Source organism: Heyndrickxia faecalis (assembly GCF_040267745.1).
GTDB classification, from domain to species: Bacteria; Bacillota; Bacilli; order Bacillales; family Bacillaceae_C; genus Weizmannia; species Weizmannia faecalis.
Window position 1 is genome coordinate 1,660,854 of record NZ_CP158453.1, and the last position, 15,565, is coordinate 1,676,418.

At 48.6% G+C, this 15,565-nt stretch carries 20 protein-coding genes and 1 riboswitch; of the genes, 15 read left to right on the forward strand and 5 right to left on the reverse strand.

What is annotated here, in order from left to right; all coding sequences use genetic code 11:
- Positions 1-225: 225 nt before the first annotated feature.
- Both ABR335_RS07930 and ABR335_RS07935 read left to right on the forward strand, forming a co-directional pair.
- Positions 226-447: a YqgQ family protein gene (locus ABR335_RS07930; RefSeq protein WP_013859652.1), complete on the forward strand. Its 222-nt coding sequence runs from the start codon at positions 226-228 to the stop codon at positions 445-447.
- A complete protein-coding gene (locus ABR335_RS07935) occupies positions 440-1,408 on the forward strand; it encodes an ROK family glucokinase (RefSeq protein ID WP_014098016.1) in 969 nt (322 codons plus the stop codon). The genes ABR335_RS07930 and ABR335_RS07935 overlap by 8 nt, the downstream gene beginning before the upstream one ends.
- A 304-nt stretch (positions 1,409-1,712) precedes the next feature.
- Here ABR335_RS07935 and ABR335_RS07940 read toward each other — a convergent pair whose 3' ends face one another.
- A complete protein-coding gene (locus tag ABR335_RS07940; protein ID WP_014098017.1) occupies positions 1,713-1,886 on the reverse strand; it encodes a DUF2759 domain-containing protein in 174 nt (57 codons plus the stop codon).
- A gap of 129 nt (positions 1,887-2,015) precedes the next feature.
- Between ABR335_RS07940 and ABR335_RS07945 the strand changes: the two genes are divergently transcribed.
- Positions 2,016-2,645, forward strand: a complete 630-nt coding sequence (locus tag ABR335_RS07945) for an MBL fold metallo-hydrolase (RefSeq protein WP_014098018.1) — start codon at positions 2,016-2,018, stop codon at positions 2,643-2,645.
- Between the two features lie 68 nt (positions 2,646-2,713).
- Here the strand turns inward: ABR335_RS07945 and ABR335_RS07950 are convergent, their stop codons facing one another.
- Together ABR335_RS07950 and ABR335_RS07955 are read right to left on the reverse strand one after the other, a co-directional pair.
- Positions 2,714-2,956 (reverse strand): DUF2626 domain-containing protein, encoded by a 243-nt coding sequence (locus ABR335_RS07950; RefSeq protein WP_014098019.1) that lies wholly within the window; start codon positions 2,954-2,956, stop codon positions 2,714-2,716.
- 77 nt (positions 2,957-3,033) lie between these two features.
- Positions 3,034-3,741, reverse strand: coding sequence for a helix-turn-helix transcriptional regulator (locus tag ABR335_RS07955; protein WP_014098020.1), 708 nt, complete (start codon positions 3,739-3,741; stop codon positions 3,034-3,036).
- Positions 3,742-3,934: 193 nt separating this feature from the next.
- Here ABR335_RS07955 and comGA point away from each other — a divergent pair, with 193 nt between their 5' ends.
- The 9 genes from comGA (at position 3,935) to ABR335_RS08000 (ending at position 8,667) form a co-directional block, all read left to right on the forward strand.
- Positions 3,935-5,059: a competence type IV pilus ATPase ComGA gene (gene comGA / locus ABR335_RS07960; RefSeq protein ID WP_017550534.1), complete on the forward strand. Its 1,125-nt coding sequence runs from the start codon at positions 3,935-3,937 to the stop codon at positions 5,057-5,059.
- Position 5,060: 1 nt separating this feature from the next.
- Positions 5,061-6,023, forward strand: a complete 963-nt coding sequence (gene comGB / locus ABR335_RS07965) for a competence type IV pilus assembly protein ComGB (protein WP_017550533.1) — start codon at positions 5,061-5,063, stop codon at positions 6,021-6,023.
- 67 nt (positions 6,024-6,090) lie between these two features.
- Positions 6,091-6,402 carry a competence type IV pilus major pilin ComGC gene (comGC, locus tag ABR335_RS07970; protein WP_014098023.1) on the forward strand — a complete coding sequence of 104 codons (312 nt, stop codon included), beginning with the start codon at positions 6,091-6,093 and terminating at the stop codon, positions 6,400-6,402.
- Positions 6,399-6,842, forward strand: coding sequence for a competence type IV pilus minor pilin ComGD (gene comGD, locus ABR335_RS07975; RefSeq protein WP_014098024.1), 444 nt, complete (start codon positions 6,399-6,401; stop codon positions 6,840-6,842). The genes comGC and comGD overlap by 4 nt, the downstream gene beginning before the upstream one ends.
- The gene (locus ABR335_RS07980; protein WP_014098025.1) at positions 6,829-7,137 is read left to right on the forward strand and encodes a type II secretion system protein; all 309 of its coding nucleotides are present in this window, start codon (positions 6,829-6,831) and stop codon (positions 7,135-7,137) included. Before comGD ends, ABR335_RS07980 begins: the two co-directional genes overlap by 14 nt.
- The gene (gene comGF, locus ABR335_RS07985; RefSeq protein WP_035184588.1) at positions 7,100-7,585 is read left to right on the forward strand and encodes a competence type IV pilus minor pilin ComGF; all 486 of its coding nucleotides are present in this window, start codon (positions 7,100-7,102) and stop codon (positions 7,583-7,585) included. The genes ABR335_RS07980 and comGF overlap by 38 nt, the downstream gene beginning before the upstream one ends.
- Positions 7,582-7,950 (forward strand): competence type IV pilus minor pilin ComGG, encoded by a 369-nt coding sequence (gene comGG, locus ABR335_RS07990; protein WP_014098027.1) that lies wholly within the window; start codon positions 7,582-7,584, stop codon positions 7,948-7,950. The genes comGF and comGG overlap by 4 nt, the downstream gene beginning before the upstream one ends.
- A complete protein-coding gene (locus tag ABR335_RS07995) occupies positions 7,947-8,504 on the forward strand; it encodes a shikimate kinase (RefSeq protein WP_014098028.1) in 558 nt (185 codons plus the stop codon). The genes comGG and ABR335_RS07995 overlap by 4 nt, the downstream gene beginning before the upstream one ends.
- On the forward strand, positions 8,491-8,667 hold the full coding sequence (locus tag ABR335_RS08000) for a YqzE family protein (RefSeq protein WP_014098029.1): 177 nt from the start codon (positions 8,491-8,493) through the stop codon (positions 8,665-8,667). Before ABR335_RS07995 ends, ABR335_RS08000 begins: the two co-directional genes overlap by 14 nt.
- Positions 8,668-8,699: 32 nt before the next feature.
- Here ABR335_RS08000 and ABR335_RS08005 read toward each other — a convergent pair whose 3' ends face one another.
- Both ABR335_RS08005 and ABR335_RS08010 read right to left on the reverse strand, forming a co-directional pair.
- On the reverse strand, positions 8,700-9,491 hold the full coding sequence (locus tag ABR335_RS08005; protein WP_014098030.1) for a YqhG family protein: 792 nt from the start codon (positions 9,489-9,491) through the stop codon (positions 8,700-8,702).
- Positions 9,460-11,163 carry a DEAD/DEAH box helicase gene (locus tag ABR335_RS08010; RefSeq protein WP_035184590.1) on the reverse strand — a complete coding sequence of 568 codons (1,704 nt, stop codon included), beginning with the start codon at positions 11,161-11,163 and terminating at the stop codon, positions 9,460-9,462. The genes ABR335_RS08005 and ABR335_RS08010 overlap by 32 nt, the downstream gene beginning before the upstream one ends.
- Before the next feature lie 218 nt (positions 11,164-11,381).
- Positions 11,382-11,472, forward strand: a riboswitch (glycine riboswitch).
- A gap of 170 nt (positions 11,473-11,642) precedes the next feature.
- Here ABR335_RS08010 and gcvT point away from each other — a divergent pair.
- Genes gcvT through gcvPB form a run of 3 tightly spaced genes read left to right on the forward strand, consistent with a single transcriptional unit; the run spans position 11,643 to position 15,563 of the window.
- The gene (gcvT, locus tag ABR335_RS08015; protein WP_035184591.1) at positions 11,643-12,764 is read left to right on the forward strand and encodes a glycine cleavage system aminomethyltransferase GcvT; all 1,122 of its coding nucleotides are present in this window, start codon (positions 11,643-11,645) and stop codon (positions 12,762-12,764) included.
- Positions 12,761-14,113 (forward strand): aminomethyl-transferring glycine dehydrogenase subunit GcvPA, encoded by a 1,353-nt coding sequence (gene gcvPA / locus ABR335_RS08020; protein ID WP_041818157.1) that lies wholly within the window; start codon positions 12,761-12,763, stop codon positions 14,111-14,113. The genes gcvT and gcvPA overlap by 4 nt, the downstream gene beginning before the upstream one ends.
- The gene (gcvPB, locus tag ABR335_RS08025) at positions 14,103-15,563 is read left to right on the forward strand and encodes an aminomethyl-transferring glycine dehydrogenase subunit GcvPB (protein WP_179234451.1); all 1,461 of its coding nucleotides are present in this window, start codon (positions 14,103-14,105) and stop codon (positions 15,561-15,563) included. Before gcvPA ends, gcvPB begins: the two co-directional genes overlap by 11 nt.
- Positions 15,564-15,565 lie beyond the last annotated feature (2 nt).

The window sequence follows — 15,565 nt, forward strand, 5'->3', positions numbered from 1 at the left end:
CTTTCGGGGGACGAATTCTGCCGGGATAAAAAATTCCCTCTTTGAGACCGCGGGTTGTCACGGCCATTCTTCAAAAAATGCTCCGGGCATGGTTTCACAGCGCACTTCCATGCCGAGCGGCCAAATGATCCGGCAAATTGCCGCAATTTGATGCTTGTTAGAAGCTGCACAATCGATTATACTTTTCTTTGGAACAGATTTTTATCAAACGAAAGCTGGGTCGAAATGAGAACGCTTTATGATGTGCAGCAGCTTTTGAAAAAATTCGGCATTATTGTCTATATCGGGGACCGGCTTGCCGATCTCGAGCTGATGGAATTGGAACTGAGACAATTGTACCAGGCAAGGGTGCTGGAAAACCGCGAATACGAAACCGCCCTGTTGATCATCAGGCAGGAAAAACGGTTGGAAAAAGAGAAAAAAATTGAGGGTGAGCGAAATGGCTGAGAAATGGATCATTGGCATTGATTTGGGGGGCACCACCACAAAACTGGCATTTGTGAATGAAGCAGGCGATATTTTACACAGATGGGAGATCCCGACTGTGACGGCTAACCAGGGGGAAGCGATCCTTCCGAATATCGCAAAATCGATTGAGGACGAATTGGCCCGGGTAAAGCGGGAGAAAAAAGATATCACAGGGATCGGCCTCGGCGTACCGGGACCGGTTGATATGGAAGCCGGCGTGATCTATGAAACCGTCAATATCGGCTGGGCACAGCATTATCCGGCTGCCGGGACATTGCAAAAATGGACGGGGTTAAAAGTGGTGATTGATAATGATGCAAACGTTGCGGCACTCGGTGAAATGTGGAAGGGTGCCGGGAAAGGTTCCGGGGAAATGGTCTTCGTTACGCTTGGCACCGGTGTCGGCGGCGGCATCATTACAGGCGGCGACATCGTCCACGGTGTAAAAGGGGCGGCAGGCGAAATTGGCCATATTACCGTTATTCCGGAAGGCGGGGCAAAGTGTAACTGCGGGAAAACCGGCTGCCTTGAAACGGTCGCTTCTGCAACAGGCGTGGTCAGGACAGCCATGGCGAAACTGGCTGCATTTAGCAGCGCGTCTCCGTTAAAAGATTTGTATGCCCAAAGCGGCTCGGTAACCGCTAAAGATGTGTTTGATTTTGCGAAAGCGGGCGATGCCCTTTCCTGTGAAATTGTGGACGAAACGGCAAAATACCTCGGGCTTGCGCTGGCAAGTGTGGCCAATACGTTAAATCCGGAAAAAATCGTGTTAGGGGGCGGGGTGTCAAAAGCAGGCGAAACGCTCTTAAACCCAGTGCGCGCTTATTTTTTGAAATACGCGTTCAACACGGTCGGCAAATCGACAAAACTGGAACTTGCCACATTGGGAAACGATGCTGGCGTGCTCGGGGCAGCGTGGTTGGCGTTAAATAAAATATAAGGAAAGCTCCCTCTTTCATGATACGCGCTGATTTTGCCATACGAGAAACAGCGATATCTGAAAAGAGGAGTTTTTTTCCAGCCTCCGTACTACAAGGGCGGTATGGCCGTTTTGCGCAAGTCTTTATGCTGCAGAGAAAAAGAAATGGTTTTTTTGGACTGAATCATCTAGAGACGGGCAGCCTGTTGCAAACTTGTGTGCTAGCGCGCACTAAGCTTTAAGACAAATTGAATTACGGGAACTTGCTTCGGTTTTTGGTGATGCAAAGATGCAAAAAAGCGGCATGGCGCCGCTTTTTTAAGCATTAAGTAAAGGTCGGGTAGCCCGAATGGATGACGGTCATGATGGCAAACCAGCCGAAAAGGGCAAAAGAAATGATACCGAAAATAAATCCGAGGATATTTTTGTTTTTGGCCGCAGTAATGAAACCAATCAGTGACAGAATGGAGACGAGACTGAAAATAATGACTGTACCCATGACATCCCCCTTATAATGAAAAGGCATTCAATTATCTTTATTTTACAACCAGTCTGGTGATTTGTCGAGTAAATGAACAGGCATTTTTTGCGGATGAAAACATGATACAATAGGACAGGAGGGATACGAATGAAATGGAAACAATTGCCGGTCGGGCCCATTCAGACGAATTGCTATATCCTGTGGAATGACGAAAAAGACTGTTTGATTTTTGACCCCGGCGCTGAATTTCACAGACTTCATGCTTTTATCGGGGAAAATGGGCTGAAACCGCACGCGGTGCTTTTAACGCATGCCCATTTTGACCATATTGGTGCTCTTGATGCAGTGCGGGATGCGTACAAGATCCCGGCCTATGTCCATCAAAAGGAAGAGATGTGGCTTGGGGATCCCGGGCAAAACGGGTCCTATTTTTTCGGGATGGGAGAAATCAGCGCGCGCGGGGCGGAAAAGCTGATCACCGGGGAAGACATATTGAAAATCGGCGCTTTTTCGCTTCACGTGCTGGAAACACCGGGCCATTCACCGGGCAGTGTTTCGTACTGGCTGCCTGAACACAACATTGTTTTTTCAGGGGACGCCCTTTTTTCCGGCAGCATCGGACGGACTGATCTACCGGGTGGGAATCACGGCGTTTTGCTGGAAAGCATTCATACAAAATTATTGGTTTTGCATCCGGACACGATCGTGCTCCCGGGACACGGGCCGCAGACAACGATCGGGGCGGAAAAAGACTCCAACCCGTTTTTGGAGGGATAAAAAAACCGGCATGCGCTGCCGGTTTTTTTAGTGCAAGAAAAAAGCAAGCAGATTTTAAGAGGAACAGGTTATTCGCCGAAGCCGGGTGTGAGTATAAACGTGGTGTAGTACGTAAAGCCGGCGAAGAAAATCGTTAAATATGCCCCAAAGATGTACATATACATGCGTTCGGACAGTTTCAAGTAGCTGACAAGCACAAAGAAACCGGTCTGGGCCAGAAACAATAAAGCGGTTTCTTTCATGCCGCCGAGAAAAAACATGACGGCCATTACACCAGTCCAGAAACCCAGTACGCGGTACATACGATCCAAATGAACCACCCCTTCTTTTTATGTCCATCAAGTTTTATTATAAAGGAATAAAGAAGGGGTGTAAACACAACCGGTGCTTAATTCGCAACTTTAGCAACTTTCACATGATAAATGCATTCGCTGCAATCATGGAGCATCGTTTCCTGCTGGTTGATGTCGAAATCGTCAAACAGCGCCTCAAACAACCCATGAATATAGGCGACATGCATCTCGCAAACATCCGCCGAGTGATGGATTAATTCCCGGAACGGACAGTTGTATACATGGTAATCGAGTTCGTTCTTGTCTGTTGTTTCCAGCGTTTCGATGCAATATCCGTCCACGGTGGACACGCTTGCGAGCACAGATAATTTTTCGTTAAATGTCAGCTGGTCTTTTGTTTTATTCATGTTTTTTAAGATGTTTTCGATGATCCGTTTTCCGTACTCCCGGCCGATATCTTTCAAAAGGCCTGCATCTGCCAGTTTCATTTTGTTGATTGCTTCAAGCAAAATGTTGGACAGCAATTTGTATTCACGGTGCGGGAAGGAGAGTTCTACCACTTGTTCAGAGCTTTTATACAGCCTTGCCGGGCGCCCGCCTTTCCCGGTTTTGTTTAGTTCAGATGAAATCACCTTAACATCTTCGAGCTTGGACAAATGGAGCCTTGCCACATTCGGATGAATATGAAATTCATTGGCCACTTCCTGGACGGATACTTCGCTCCGTTTCTTCAGTACAAATTGGTAAATCGAGTAGCGGGTCGGGTCAGAAAGGGCATTGATCACTTTTAATGTTGGTTCCATATGAAACACCTCTATATTTTTTATCCTATTTATATTATAAATGATAATAACGCCAAAATTTGTGACAAAAATCACACACTTTTTGCGGACGGGAGAAAAAATAGCGAAAAAATTTTTGTTTTAAAGCAGGAATTTTGAAAGCCGTGTCGAAATGAGAGAATATCCCAAAAAGAAAGGTGGTATGTGATGGATTATGTCAGTTGAAAAAATTGCGGAACTTTTGATCGGACAGGCGGTAAAAAACAATGTGACCGATGTCCATATCGTTCCGAAAGAAAAGCATTACCATGTCCAGTTCCGGCAGTACGGAAGGCTGTACCCCCACCGCAACCTTTCCGCGAAAGCCGGGGAAAGGCTGATATCCCATTTGAAATTTATGTCTTCCATGGATATCAGTGAAAAACGGAAACCCCAAAGCGGGTCGTTCGCCATGAACGTTTTGCAGCAGACGATCTCCTTAAGGATTTCGACGCTGCCAACCTCTCTTTCCAAAGAGAGCCTCGTCATTCGGATCTTGCCCCATGAAGAAAAATTCCAGCTCAGCCAAATTTCACTTTTTCCATCGAGCACAAAAAAATTAATGGCGCTGCTCAACCATTCGCATGGCATGTTGATTTTCAGCGGCCCAACCGGCAGCGGCAAGTCTACGACGATGTATACGCTTGTTGAGCAGTGCGCAAAACGGTTTTTACGGAATGTGATTACACTGGAAGATCCTGTTGAAAAACAAAGCGATTCGTTTTTGCAGGTGCAGGTAAATGAAAAAGCAGGTATTACTTACAGCACAGGGCTGAAAGCGATTTTGCGCCATGATCCGGATATTATTCTGGTGGGGGAAATCCGTGATGCCGAAACAGCAAGAATTGCGATCCGCGCATCACTCACCGGCCACCTCGTGCTGACGACATTGCATACGCGTGACGCAAAGGGCGCGATTTACAGGCTGATGGAATTTGGGGTGAGCATCCACGAAATGGAGCAGACTTTGCTCGCAGTCAGCGCACAGCGGCTGATTACATTGCGATGCCCGGTATGCGGTGGGATCCGCTGTCCGCATGATTCGCAAGATTGCCCACGCAGCCGAGAAAAGCGGCAAACCGCGGTATATGAGCTGCTGTACGGGAAAAATTTGCAGCGAGTGCTGAAAGAAGCAAAGGGGGAACAGGTCTACTATCATTATCCGACACTGAAAGAATGGCTCAGAAAGGGGATTGTGCTTGGATACATTTCTGAAGAAGAGTATCACCGCTGGATTGCCGAAGAGGAAGAAGCGGATAAGCCTCAAACTGCAGGGGCGCTTTCTTACCCGGGTCGGTGAAATGCTCGAAAACGGATTTCCGATTGCAGATGCTATCGATTTTCTCGGGCATGTGGACGGCGAACTGGATGCACGTTCCATGAACAAACAGCTGCAAAACGGAACGCCACTCCATGACGTGCTGCTGAAACACCGGTTTGATGCCAATGCGTGCATGCAAATTTATTTTGCCGGACGGCACGGGGAGATGGTTGCTGCCCTTAAAGAGGCGGGCGCTTACTTATTGAAAAAGCATGAGGATGCCCTTGCCTTTTGGAAACTGATCCGTTATCCGCTCCTATTGGCAGCCGCGCTTTTTATCGCCACGGCTTTTGTGAGAAACGTGTTGCTGCCGCAATTTGAACATATGTATGTCGCAATGGACTACAAACCTTCGCGAAATCTCCGGCTGTTCCTAGCCATCATGGAACAGGCCCCGAATGATATCCTGGTTTCAAGTATTTTTCTCTTCCTATTTTTCACACTCTTTTTTCTCTATTTTAAAAGAAAAAAACCGCTGATGCAGGCGGCATGGCTTTCGCGGCTGCCGATATCCCGCTTTTACTATACCAGCTATTACAGCCAGTTTTTGGCAAGAGAATGGAGCTTTATGCTGAAAAGTGGTTTTTCCGTCTATGAAATTTTGCATGTCATGGAATCGCAAAATTTCAAGCCGCTTTGGCGCGATACTGCAAAATTTTTGCGCGAAAAACTGCTTGCTGGTGAGACGTTCTCCCGGGCACTGGCTTCTGTCCCGTTTATCGAGCCGCAGCTGGTCATTTTGGTCCGCCACGGGGAGAAAAACGGGCGCCTTGATCAGGAGCTCTATTATTACAGCCAAATTAGCTTGAAAAGAATGGAAGAGAAAATCCAAAGCCTGTTCGGGCTGATTCAACCGGTTGTGTTTATTTTCATCGGTTTCTTTTTGGTCGCCATTTATTTGTCGATCATGCTGCCGATGTTCCAGATGATTGACGCGGTTTAACCGGGGAAGGTGTGCCGGATGGCGGGGCTTCAAGCCTTCCCCCAAAAAAAGAAAGGAGAAATTGCCCATGTCTTTTATCAAAAATGAAAAAGGGTTTACGCTGATCGAAATGCTGATTGTTTTGCTCGTCATTACGGTTCTCTTGTTTTTGATGATTCCGAACATTTCCAAGCATACCGATGCGATCAATAATAAAGGCTGCGATGCGTTCATTGCGATGGTGCAGGGACAGGTGCAGGCGTATGAAATGGACCACAATGAATATCCGTCATCTATCAACCAGTTAAAAGACGGCGGCTATGTATCGAAAACGAGCTGCCCGAATGGAAACGGAGTGAACATCGGGGCGGACGGGAAAGTAACGGAGGTTGCAAAGTGAAACGGCCAAAAAATGAAGCCGGTTTTACCTTTCCGGAAATGCTCGTTGTTTTGTTGATTGTATCCGTGATCACCGCCCTTGCGTTTGCCGGTTTTAAGCCGGTGAAACATACGATCGTCAAAAAAATGTTCATTAACCAGCTTGAAAATGATTTGTATCTGGCGCAAACGGACGCGATTTCCCGCCAGACGAATGTATACGTCCAATTTTTCCGCCAGAACAATATGTACTCCATTTTCGAAGCGAGGAAAAATGCGACGATTATAAAAAGAAGGCTTCCGGAAGGCATCAAAATGTTCGAAAACGGCAGCTTTCATTCCTATGCAATTGGGCCGGACGGGAATGTCACCCAGTTCGGCACGCTCTATTTCCAGTCCGGCCAAGAACAAATCAAGCTGGTTACGCATATTGGAAGCGGGCGGTTTTATGTCGAAGAATGAACGGGGCTTTACTTTTCCGGAAGTCATCGCTGCGTTTGCCGTATTTTGCCTGATGGCGGCCTGCTTATTCCCGCCGTTTCTCCATATGCTTGGTCAAATCAAAGAGACAAAGCAGGAGATGGAGGCATCCCGTTTTTTATACGAAAAAACGGAGGAATGGATTTTTACCGGAAAAGTCGTTGAAAAAGAAAAAAAGGCGGGCGGGGCCACATGGACATTTCAAATCAAAGACAATGGCAGAAAGGCATGTGTCAAACATGAACAAAACACGACTTGCGTTTCGCTCCAGCAATGAAAAAGGCTTTACGCTGCTTGAAAGCGTGTGCGTACTGCTTCTCGTCACTTCCTTGTTCTCACTTTTTCCCCTGGCAGTGAAAACATTCGGGACAGCCGGGGAAGCATTCCGGCCGGAAGAAGATGAAGAGTGGAATCTTTTTCTCATGCAGTTGCGTAAAGAAATCCGGATAAGCACCTCGTGCCAGGCAGCCCAAAATACTTTGAAACTGAACGAGGCAGGAAGGACGGTTACGTATGAACCATACCAGAACAGTCTGCGGCGGAGAGTGGACGGTGAAGGGCATCAAATTGTGCTTCAAAATGTGCAGTCCATCCAATTTGCGGCAACAGGAAACGGGGTCAAAGTGGCCGCCGTTTATCCGAATGGCGCGGAAAGAACAGCGGAAATGACCTTTCTTTCCCGCCATGCGGTTGATCCCGGCCAATCGGAAGGCGTTGCCCGATGAACAGGCAAAAAGGGTTTATTTTGCCAGTGGTGCTGTTTTTGGCGCTTGCCGCATGCAGTATGGTCATTTCGGGAACGGACATTTATCTCGGCGAAAAGAAATATGCCGTGCTGGTGAAGGAATATTATTTGCGGAATACCATGTCGCTTTTCGCCATTAGGGAGGCGGCGCAAAAATTGGAAAAAGGCGACAAAAGCCCGGGGGAACTCCGTTTTTCAGACGGAAAGGTGTCTTACAGTATCAAACAGGACGGAGATACTGCAGTGATTTCTTTAACTGCGGAAAATGAGAGTGGTGAACCGTTTAAAAGTACGATACGATATAATCAGACAGAAAAAAAGGTGTTTCAATGGGAGGAACGATGAACAAAAGGATCTATTTGACCGGGTTTATGGGTGCCGGAAAAACGACTGTCGGCCATGCGCTCGCCTCGCTCTTGGGAAGTAGGGCGACGGACTTGGACCGCTGGATTGAAGAAGAGGAAGGAATGCCGCCCGCTGCCATTTTCGCTGTAAAAGGAGAAGCCTATTTTCGCCGGAAAGAAACAGAGATGCTGAAACGGGCCACATCGCTTGCAGGGGTGATCATGACAGGCGGGGGAATTGTCATGCGGGAAGAAAACGTCTGTCTATTAAAACGAGACGGCGTGACGGTTTTTCTGGATTGCGATCCGGAAATATTGGTTTCACGCATTCAAAATGACCCCTCAAGACCTGTTGCAGCAGGAAGGACAAAGGAGGAGATCATCTCCCTTTATAAAAAAAGGCGGCCGTTTTACCTTTCTTGTGCCGATTTGGTTATTGATACGACGGGAAAATCGGTGGCGGAAATTGTTGCGGAAATTTCCGGCCGCATAAAAACGGAAGCTTTCGGGTATACTGGCGCCTGTAAGGACGGTGGCGCCAATGTCGACAAATGATTATGTCAAATTGCTGACACAAACATGGATGCAGCATGTGAGCACGCCAAAAAGCGAGCGGCAGAAAAAGCGGAACGAGAAAAAGGAAGAGATGCCGCCTTTTGCCGAAAGATGGTTCGGTATCCTCCCTTATTTTTTCCTCTTTTTCAAAAGAAAACAGTAGAAAGCAGGCAGCCTTTTTTGCGGGCTGCCTGCTTATATAAACGCATCTTTTAAATAAAAGAGGCCACCGTTTAGGACATGAACGGTAATTTTCGGCTCATACTGTTCCTTTAGTGCCTGTTTTTCAATTTCATACGATTCCGGGCACTCTTCCATATCTTCGTAAAAATGGTCCAACAGCGCGAGATCCTGGTGCCACCGTTTTACCGCTTCTTCCGCCCAATGATGCGGCTCTTTCGCCAGGCCCTGCCGGATATAATGTTCAATCCTTTTGACGGCGCTTTTTAGCATGATGATCGGCGTCAGGGTAAAACAATAATCCGGAATTTTCGGCGCCAGCGTCCGCTGCTCCAACAAGTCCTGAAAATTTTCAGCCATTGTGCCGTGGATCAAATTCAACCCGATCGAACGGAACACATCTTTTTTTAAATCACAGCGGTACGAAATTTTAACATTCATCCCAAGCCAAGGGTAAAGCGGCACCTGTTTCTGCCCGGGATGGACGTCTTCAAACAGGCGGATATAGCGGGAAAACTGCTTTGCCGTCTCGAAAATCTGGTTCAGGCGGGGGCTTCCAAAATGGACCGGCTCTCCTTTCACCGTATCCGGTGCTTTTTCCCGGTCCGTAATGAACGTGACGGTCATCGGATTCGGGATGCCGCCTGTTTTTTCAAGATAGGACCAGTAAAACGGCCGGTTCATTAACGCTTTATCGAGTTCAATGGTTAATTGCACCGTCATCCAGCCGGGGCGGTTTTCAACCAATACAGCGCCGTTTGCTTCAAAAAAGCGTTCAAGATATTGATGTATTTCTTCCTGCAGCATCCGCATGCCCCTCCTCTTTCCGTATCGCTTCCGCAAATTCGATCATTTGGGTGAGATTTTCCATTTTGATGTTCATTTCGCCTTCTGATTGCGAGTTTTGGAAGACATCCAGCAGATGGTCTTCCAGTTTTCCGAATTCGAGCCGGGTCAGAATTTCATCGAGTTCCCCGATCACCCGCTCAAACAAATGGATTTTTTCGTACAACAGTTTCAGAATATGTTCTTCAACCGTATTTTTGGTCGCAAAGTTGTAAATATGCACGTCCTTTTCCTGGCCGAGGCGGTGGACGCGCCCGATCCTTTGCTCGAGCCGCATCGGGTTCCACGGCAGGTCAAAATTGATCATATGGTGGCAAAATTGCAGGTTGATCCCTTCACCGCCCGCTTCTGTCGCAATGAGCACCTGGGCGTGGTTTTCAAACAGCTTCCGCATCCAGTCTTTTTTGCCGCGCTTAAAGCCGCCGCGGAACGGGACGGATGAAATGCCGTGTTGTTTTAAAAACCATTGCAGGTAAAGCTGTGTTGCCCGGTATTCCGTAAAAATAATCACTTTATCATCAATGTTTTGGATCAGCTCGAGCGCTTTTTCCGCTTTTGAATTGGTTTTTACCGCTTCAATTTTCTGGATCAGCGCAGCAACGGTTTCTTCTAAAACGGGCGAGGGCTGCTCCGTTTTTTTCAGCAGGTTTTTTAAGGTTACAAAAACGGCTTCCCGGCTCGAACACGCCTCGCGCTGCAGCGTCAACAGCGAAAAGCCGGCGCGGCTGTACGATTCGCTGCCTTGCCGGATCGTTTGCAGCGCGTCATACAGTTCGCGCTCTTCTTTACTGAAGTCAATCAGCACCGTTTCAACGCGCCGTTTTGTCCATTCCACCCCGGTGTTTGTGCGCCGGTTCCGGATCATCACTTTGCTGACCAGCTCCCGCAAATGTTCGTCTTCCTTCACCTGCCTGTCCCCTTTTTTATATTTTTTGCTGAAATTCGATTCGCTGCCTAAATGGCCTGGCTTTAAAAGGGAGACAAGGTGGAAGATTTCATCGATCCGGTTTTGAATCGGTGTTGCCGTCAAAAGCAGGCAGAATTTCTTCTTTAAGCCTTGAACAAAGGCGTAATTTTTTGTATTCGGATTTTTTAACTTATGCGCCTCGTCAATAATAATCATGTCATACTGCTGCTTGTAAATGATGTCACGGTGCGGGCTTCTTTTTGCGGTGTCAATGGAAGAGACAACACAGTCATACTGCTCCCACATATAACTTTTCTTTTGCCCGACAGCGGGGATATGGAATTTGCTGTTCAGTTCCGCGACCCATTGCGATACGAGCGACGCCGGAACTAAAATGAGCACTTTTTTTGCTAGCCCGCGAATCATATATTCTTTTAAAATAAGGCCGGCTTCAATCGTTTTTCCAAGCCCGACTTCATCCGCCAAAATGGCTTTGCCGTTCATTTTTTCAACGACCTGGCGGGCAACCTCCAGCTGGTGCGCAAGCGGTTTGACATTGGCCAGATGCTTTGGCGCCTGCAATCCTTCAAATTCAGGAATGACCAGCCGTTTTTCCATTTCCACTGCAAGCTTATAAAGTTCCCATTTTCCCCACGGCCCGTCGTCCTGATAGCGTTCCATCAATCCCGTTTCCCATGAGCGGTCAAATTCAATGTTGACTTCCATGCTGCCTGCACTCCTTTTCCAATCGTCCCCGATCATCGTTTTCGATTTCTTACAGCCGCTTTTTATTTTAAAAAATTCAATTGATTTTCAGAATGGTGTCATGATACGATGAAACTGATCAAGAGTTTTTACAGGTTATACAGGGAAAAATCGTATCGAACAGCCTGCATCAGGCATTTTAACTTTAGTATGCCCGATTTTGAACTGAATATTGGCGGATGAGAATAAGAGGAGAGACTGCATTTTTTGCAGCGCCGACGGAGCAAGCGGAAACGTGAATCTCTCAGGCAAAAAGACTCTTAATTTGACGCATCTCTGGAGAGCGCTTCTTTTTTCGGGAAGCCACCAAAGGGGAAAACCGTTTTTCGGTAAACTTTCAGGTGCAAGGACAGGGAATATTTCGTGAAGCAGGCGGAATATTCCCTGTTTTTTTGCCCCCGGATCCACGTCCGGATAAAAAACAAAATGGAGGGGTACGAATGCCGGAATTAAAACGGACGCCATTATATGATGTATACCGGAAATACGGCGCAAAAACGACCGATTTCGGCGGCTGGGAACTGCCGGTGCAATTTTCGGGCATTAAAGCCGAACACGAAGCCGTCCGTACGCGGGCAGGCCTGTTTGATGTTTCGCATATGGGCGAAATCCTGGTGGAGGGGCCTCAAAGCCTTGGCTTCCTTCAAAAAATGATGACGAATGATGTGTCCAAATTGAAGCCGGGTGCTGCCCAATATACTGCCATGTGCAATGAAGCCGGCGGCACAGTCGATGATTTGCTGGTTTACCAATTGGGCGAAAACCGGTATGGGCTCGTGGTGAATGCCGCCAATACGGAAAAAGATTACAAATGGCTTGTTTCACACCGGACGGAGGATGTTTCCATAACGGACATCAGCGCATCGGTTGCCCAGCTCGCGCTCCAGGGGCCGCTTGCTACGGAAGTGATGCAAAAACTTGCGCCAGAAGCGGATGTTTTCTCCATTCCAACGTTTTCATTTATTGAAAACGCAAAGGTTGCCGGTTGTAAAGTATTGCTTTCAAGAACCGGTTACACGGGCGAAGACGGCTTTGAAATTTACTGCCGCAGTGAAGATGCGCTGAAGCTGTGGGATGAGATATTGGCGAAAGGCCGGGAAAAAGGCGTTTTGCCGTGCGGGCTCGGAGCAAGGGATACGCTCCGCTTTGAAGCCGGGCTCTGTCTTTACGGCCAGGAGCTGGCGGAAGACATTTCCCCGCTTGAAGCCGGCATCGGTTTTGCTGTAAAGCTTAAGAAGGAAGCGGATTTTATCGGGAAGCAGGCGCTCCTTGCACAGAAAGCAGAAGGCCTGAAACGGCGCCTTGCTGGGATTGAAATGATCGGTCGCGGCATTCCGCGCCACGGATACAGCGTTTATGCAGGGGATGAGCGGATTGGCACGGTGACAACCGGGACACAGTCGCCGACTTTAAAGAAAAATATCGGCCTTGCCCTTTTGCGTGTACCGTGGGACGCACCCGGCACCGAAGTAGAAGTGGACGTCCGTTCCAAAAAGATTAAAGCCGTCGTTGTCCAAACACCGTTCTATAAAAAGCCAAAAAACGGAGGAGGGGAAAAGTGATGCATCGCTACCTGCCGATGACGGAAGAAGATAAACGTGAGATGCTGGATGCGATCGGAGTCCGAAGCGTCGGGGAACTGTTTTCCGACATTCCCGAAAAAGTGCGGTTTAAAGGGGATTACCGGATCAAAAAAGCAAAATCGGAAACGGCGCTGTTAAAAGAACTGTCAGAACTTGCGGGGAAAAATGCCAATTTAAAAGAATATGCCTCTTTTTTGGGGGCGGGGGTTTACGACCACTATATTCCAACGGTCGTGGACCATGTGATCTCAAGATCCGAATTTTATACGGCCTATACACCTTACCAGCCGGAAATCTCGCAAGGTGAACTGCAGGCTATCTTTGAATTCCAGACGATGATATGCGAGCTGACCGGCATGGATGTGGCCAACTCCTCGATGTATGACGGCGGCACGTCCATGGCTGAAGCGGCCATGCTGGCGGCCGGGCAGATGAAGAGAAAGAAAGTATTGGTTTCAAAAGCTGTCCATCCGGAGTACCGGGCCGTTTTACATACTTATGCCAAGGGAAAAGGCATCACCGTGGAAGAAATACCGCTCGCAGACGGCTGCACCGATCTGGAAGCAGCTAAAAAACAAATAGACGGCGGGACAGCTGCTGTCATCGTCCAGTACCCGAACTTTTTCGGTTCGCTTGAACGGTTAAAAGAAATCGGCGAACTGGCCCATGCCGAAAAAGCTTTGTTTGTTGTATCCGCCAATCTGCTTGCCCTTGGGGTGCTTGCGCCGCCGGGGGATTTCGGCGCCGATATTACAACCGGCGATTGCCAGGTTTTCGGCATTCCAACTGCATTCGGCGGCCCGCATTGCGGCTACTTTGCTACAACGTCAAAACTAATGCGGAAAATGCCGGGGCGGCTCGTCGGCGAAACGGTCGACGAGAACGGGAAAAGGGGGTATGTGCTTACGCTCCAGGCGCGCGAACAGCATATCCGCCGCAATAAAGCGACGTCCAATATTTGCTCTAACCAGGCGCTCAATGCCCTTGCCGCATCGGTGGCGATGAGCGCCCTCGGCAAAAAAGGCGTAAAAGAAATGGCACTAGCCAATATGGCAAAAGCACAGTACGCAAAAAAGAAATTGGCGGAAAAAGGGTTTGAAATCCCGTTTTCGTCTCCTTTTTTCAATGAGTTTCCCGTGAAATTGCCAAAAAGTGTTCAAGAAGTAAATGAACATTTATTGCAGAAAAAAATCATCGGCGGTTATGATGTGAGCAAGGATTACCCGGAATTTGCCGGTTGCATGCTCATTGCCGTGACGGAATTGCGGTCAAAAGAAGAAATTGACCAATTGGCTGAAGAAATGGGGGTCGTGTGTGATGGCGAATGAAGGAATGCCGCTCATTTTTGAACGGTCCAAATCGGGCCGGATCGCGTACAGCTTGCCGGAAATGGACGTGCCGGAAGTGGACGCTTTTGACATTTTTCCGCCTGAATACGTCCGCAAACAGGATGCGGAACTGCCGGAAGTGTCGGAACTGGATTTAATGCGGCACTACACAAAGCTGTCAGAAAACAACCACGGCGTCGATTCCGGCTTTTACCCGCTCGGATCCTGCACGATGAAATACAATCCGAAAATCAATGAAACGGTTGCGCGCTTTCCGGGATTTGCCCATATCCACCCGCTTCAAGATGAAAGCACCGTCCAGGGGGCGCTCGGGCTGATGTATGACTTGCAGGAACATTTAAAAGAGATTACCGGCATGGATGAGGTGACCTTGCAGCCTGCTGCCGGCGCCCACGGGGAATGGACCGGGCTGATGCTGATCCGCGCTTTCCATGAAGCAAACGGGGATACAAAGCGGACAAAAGTGATCATTCCCGACTCCGCCCACGGCACCAACCCGGCTTCCGCGTCCGTTGCCGGCTTCGAAACGGTCACTGTGAAGTCGAATGAAGAAGGGCTTGTCGATCTCGACGACTTAAGAAAAATTGCCGGGGAAGATACCGCGGCGCTCATGCTTACCAATCCGAATACGCTCGGGCTGTTTGAAGCGCATATCCTTGAAATGGCGGAGATCATCCATGACGCGGGCGGCAAACTGTATTATGACGGTGCCAACTTGAATGCCGTGCTTGCGAAGGCGCGCCCGGGCGATATGGGATTCGATGTTGTCCACCTGAATCTTCATAAAACGTTCACAGGCCCCCACGGCGGCGGTGGCCCGGGTTCGGGTCCGGTCGGCGTCAAAAAAGAGCTGATCCCGTTTTTGCCGGTGCCGGTTGTTGTGAAAAAAGGCGACCGCTATGTGCTGGATGAAGACCGGCCGCAATCGATCGGCAGGGTAAAGCCGTTTTACGGCAATTTCGGCATCAATGTCCGGGCCTATACGTATATCCGTTCAATGGGGCCGGATGGCTTGCGGGAAGTGACCGAGAATGCGGTGATCAATGCCAATTATATGATGAGGAAACTGGCGCCGTATTACGACCTGCCGTATGACCGCCATTGTAAACATGAATTTGTGTTAAGCGGCAGGCGCCAGAAAAAACTCGGGGTGCGGACGTTTGATATTGCCAAGCGGCTGCTTGATTTCGGCTTCCATCCGCCAACTGTGTATTTCCCGCTCAATGTGGAAGAGTGCATGATGATTGAGCCGACGGAAACAGAGTCGAAGGAAACGCTGGATGCCTTTATTGACGCGATGATCCAAATCGCAAAAGAAGCGGAGGAAAATCCGGAAATCGTCCAGGAAGCCCCGCATACAACCATTGTCAAACGTCTGGATGAAACGCGAGCGGCACGAAAACCGGTTTTGCGTTATGTGAAAAAATAAAA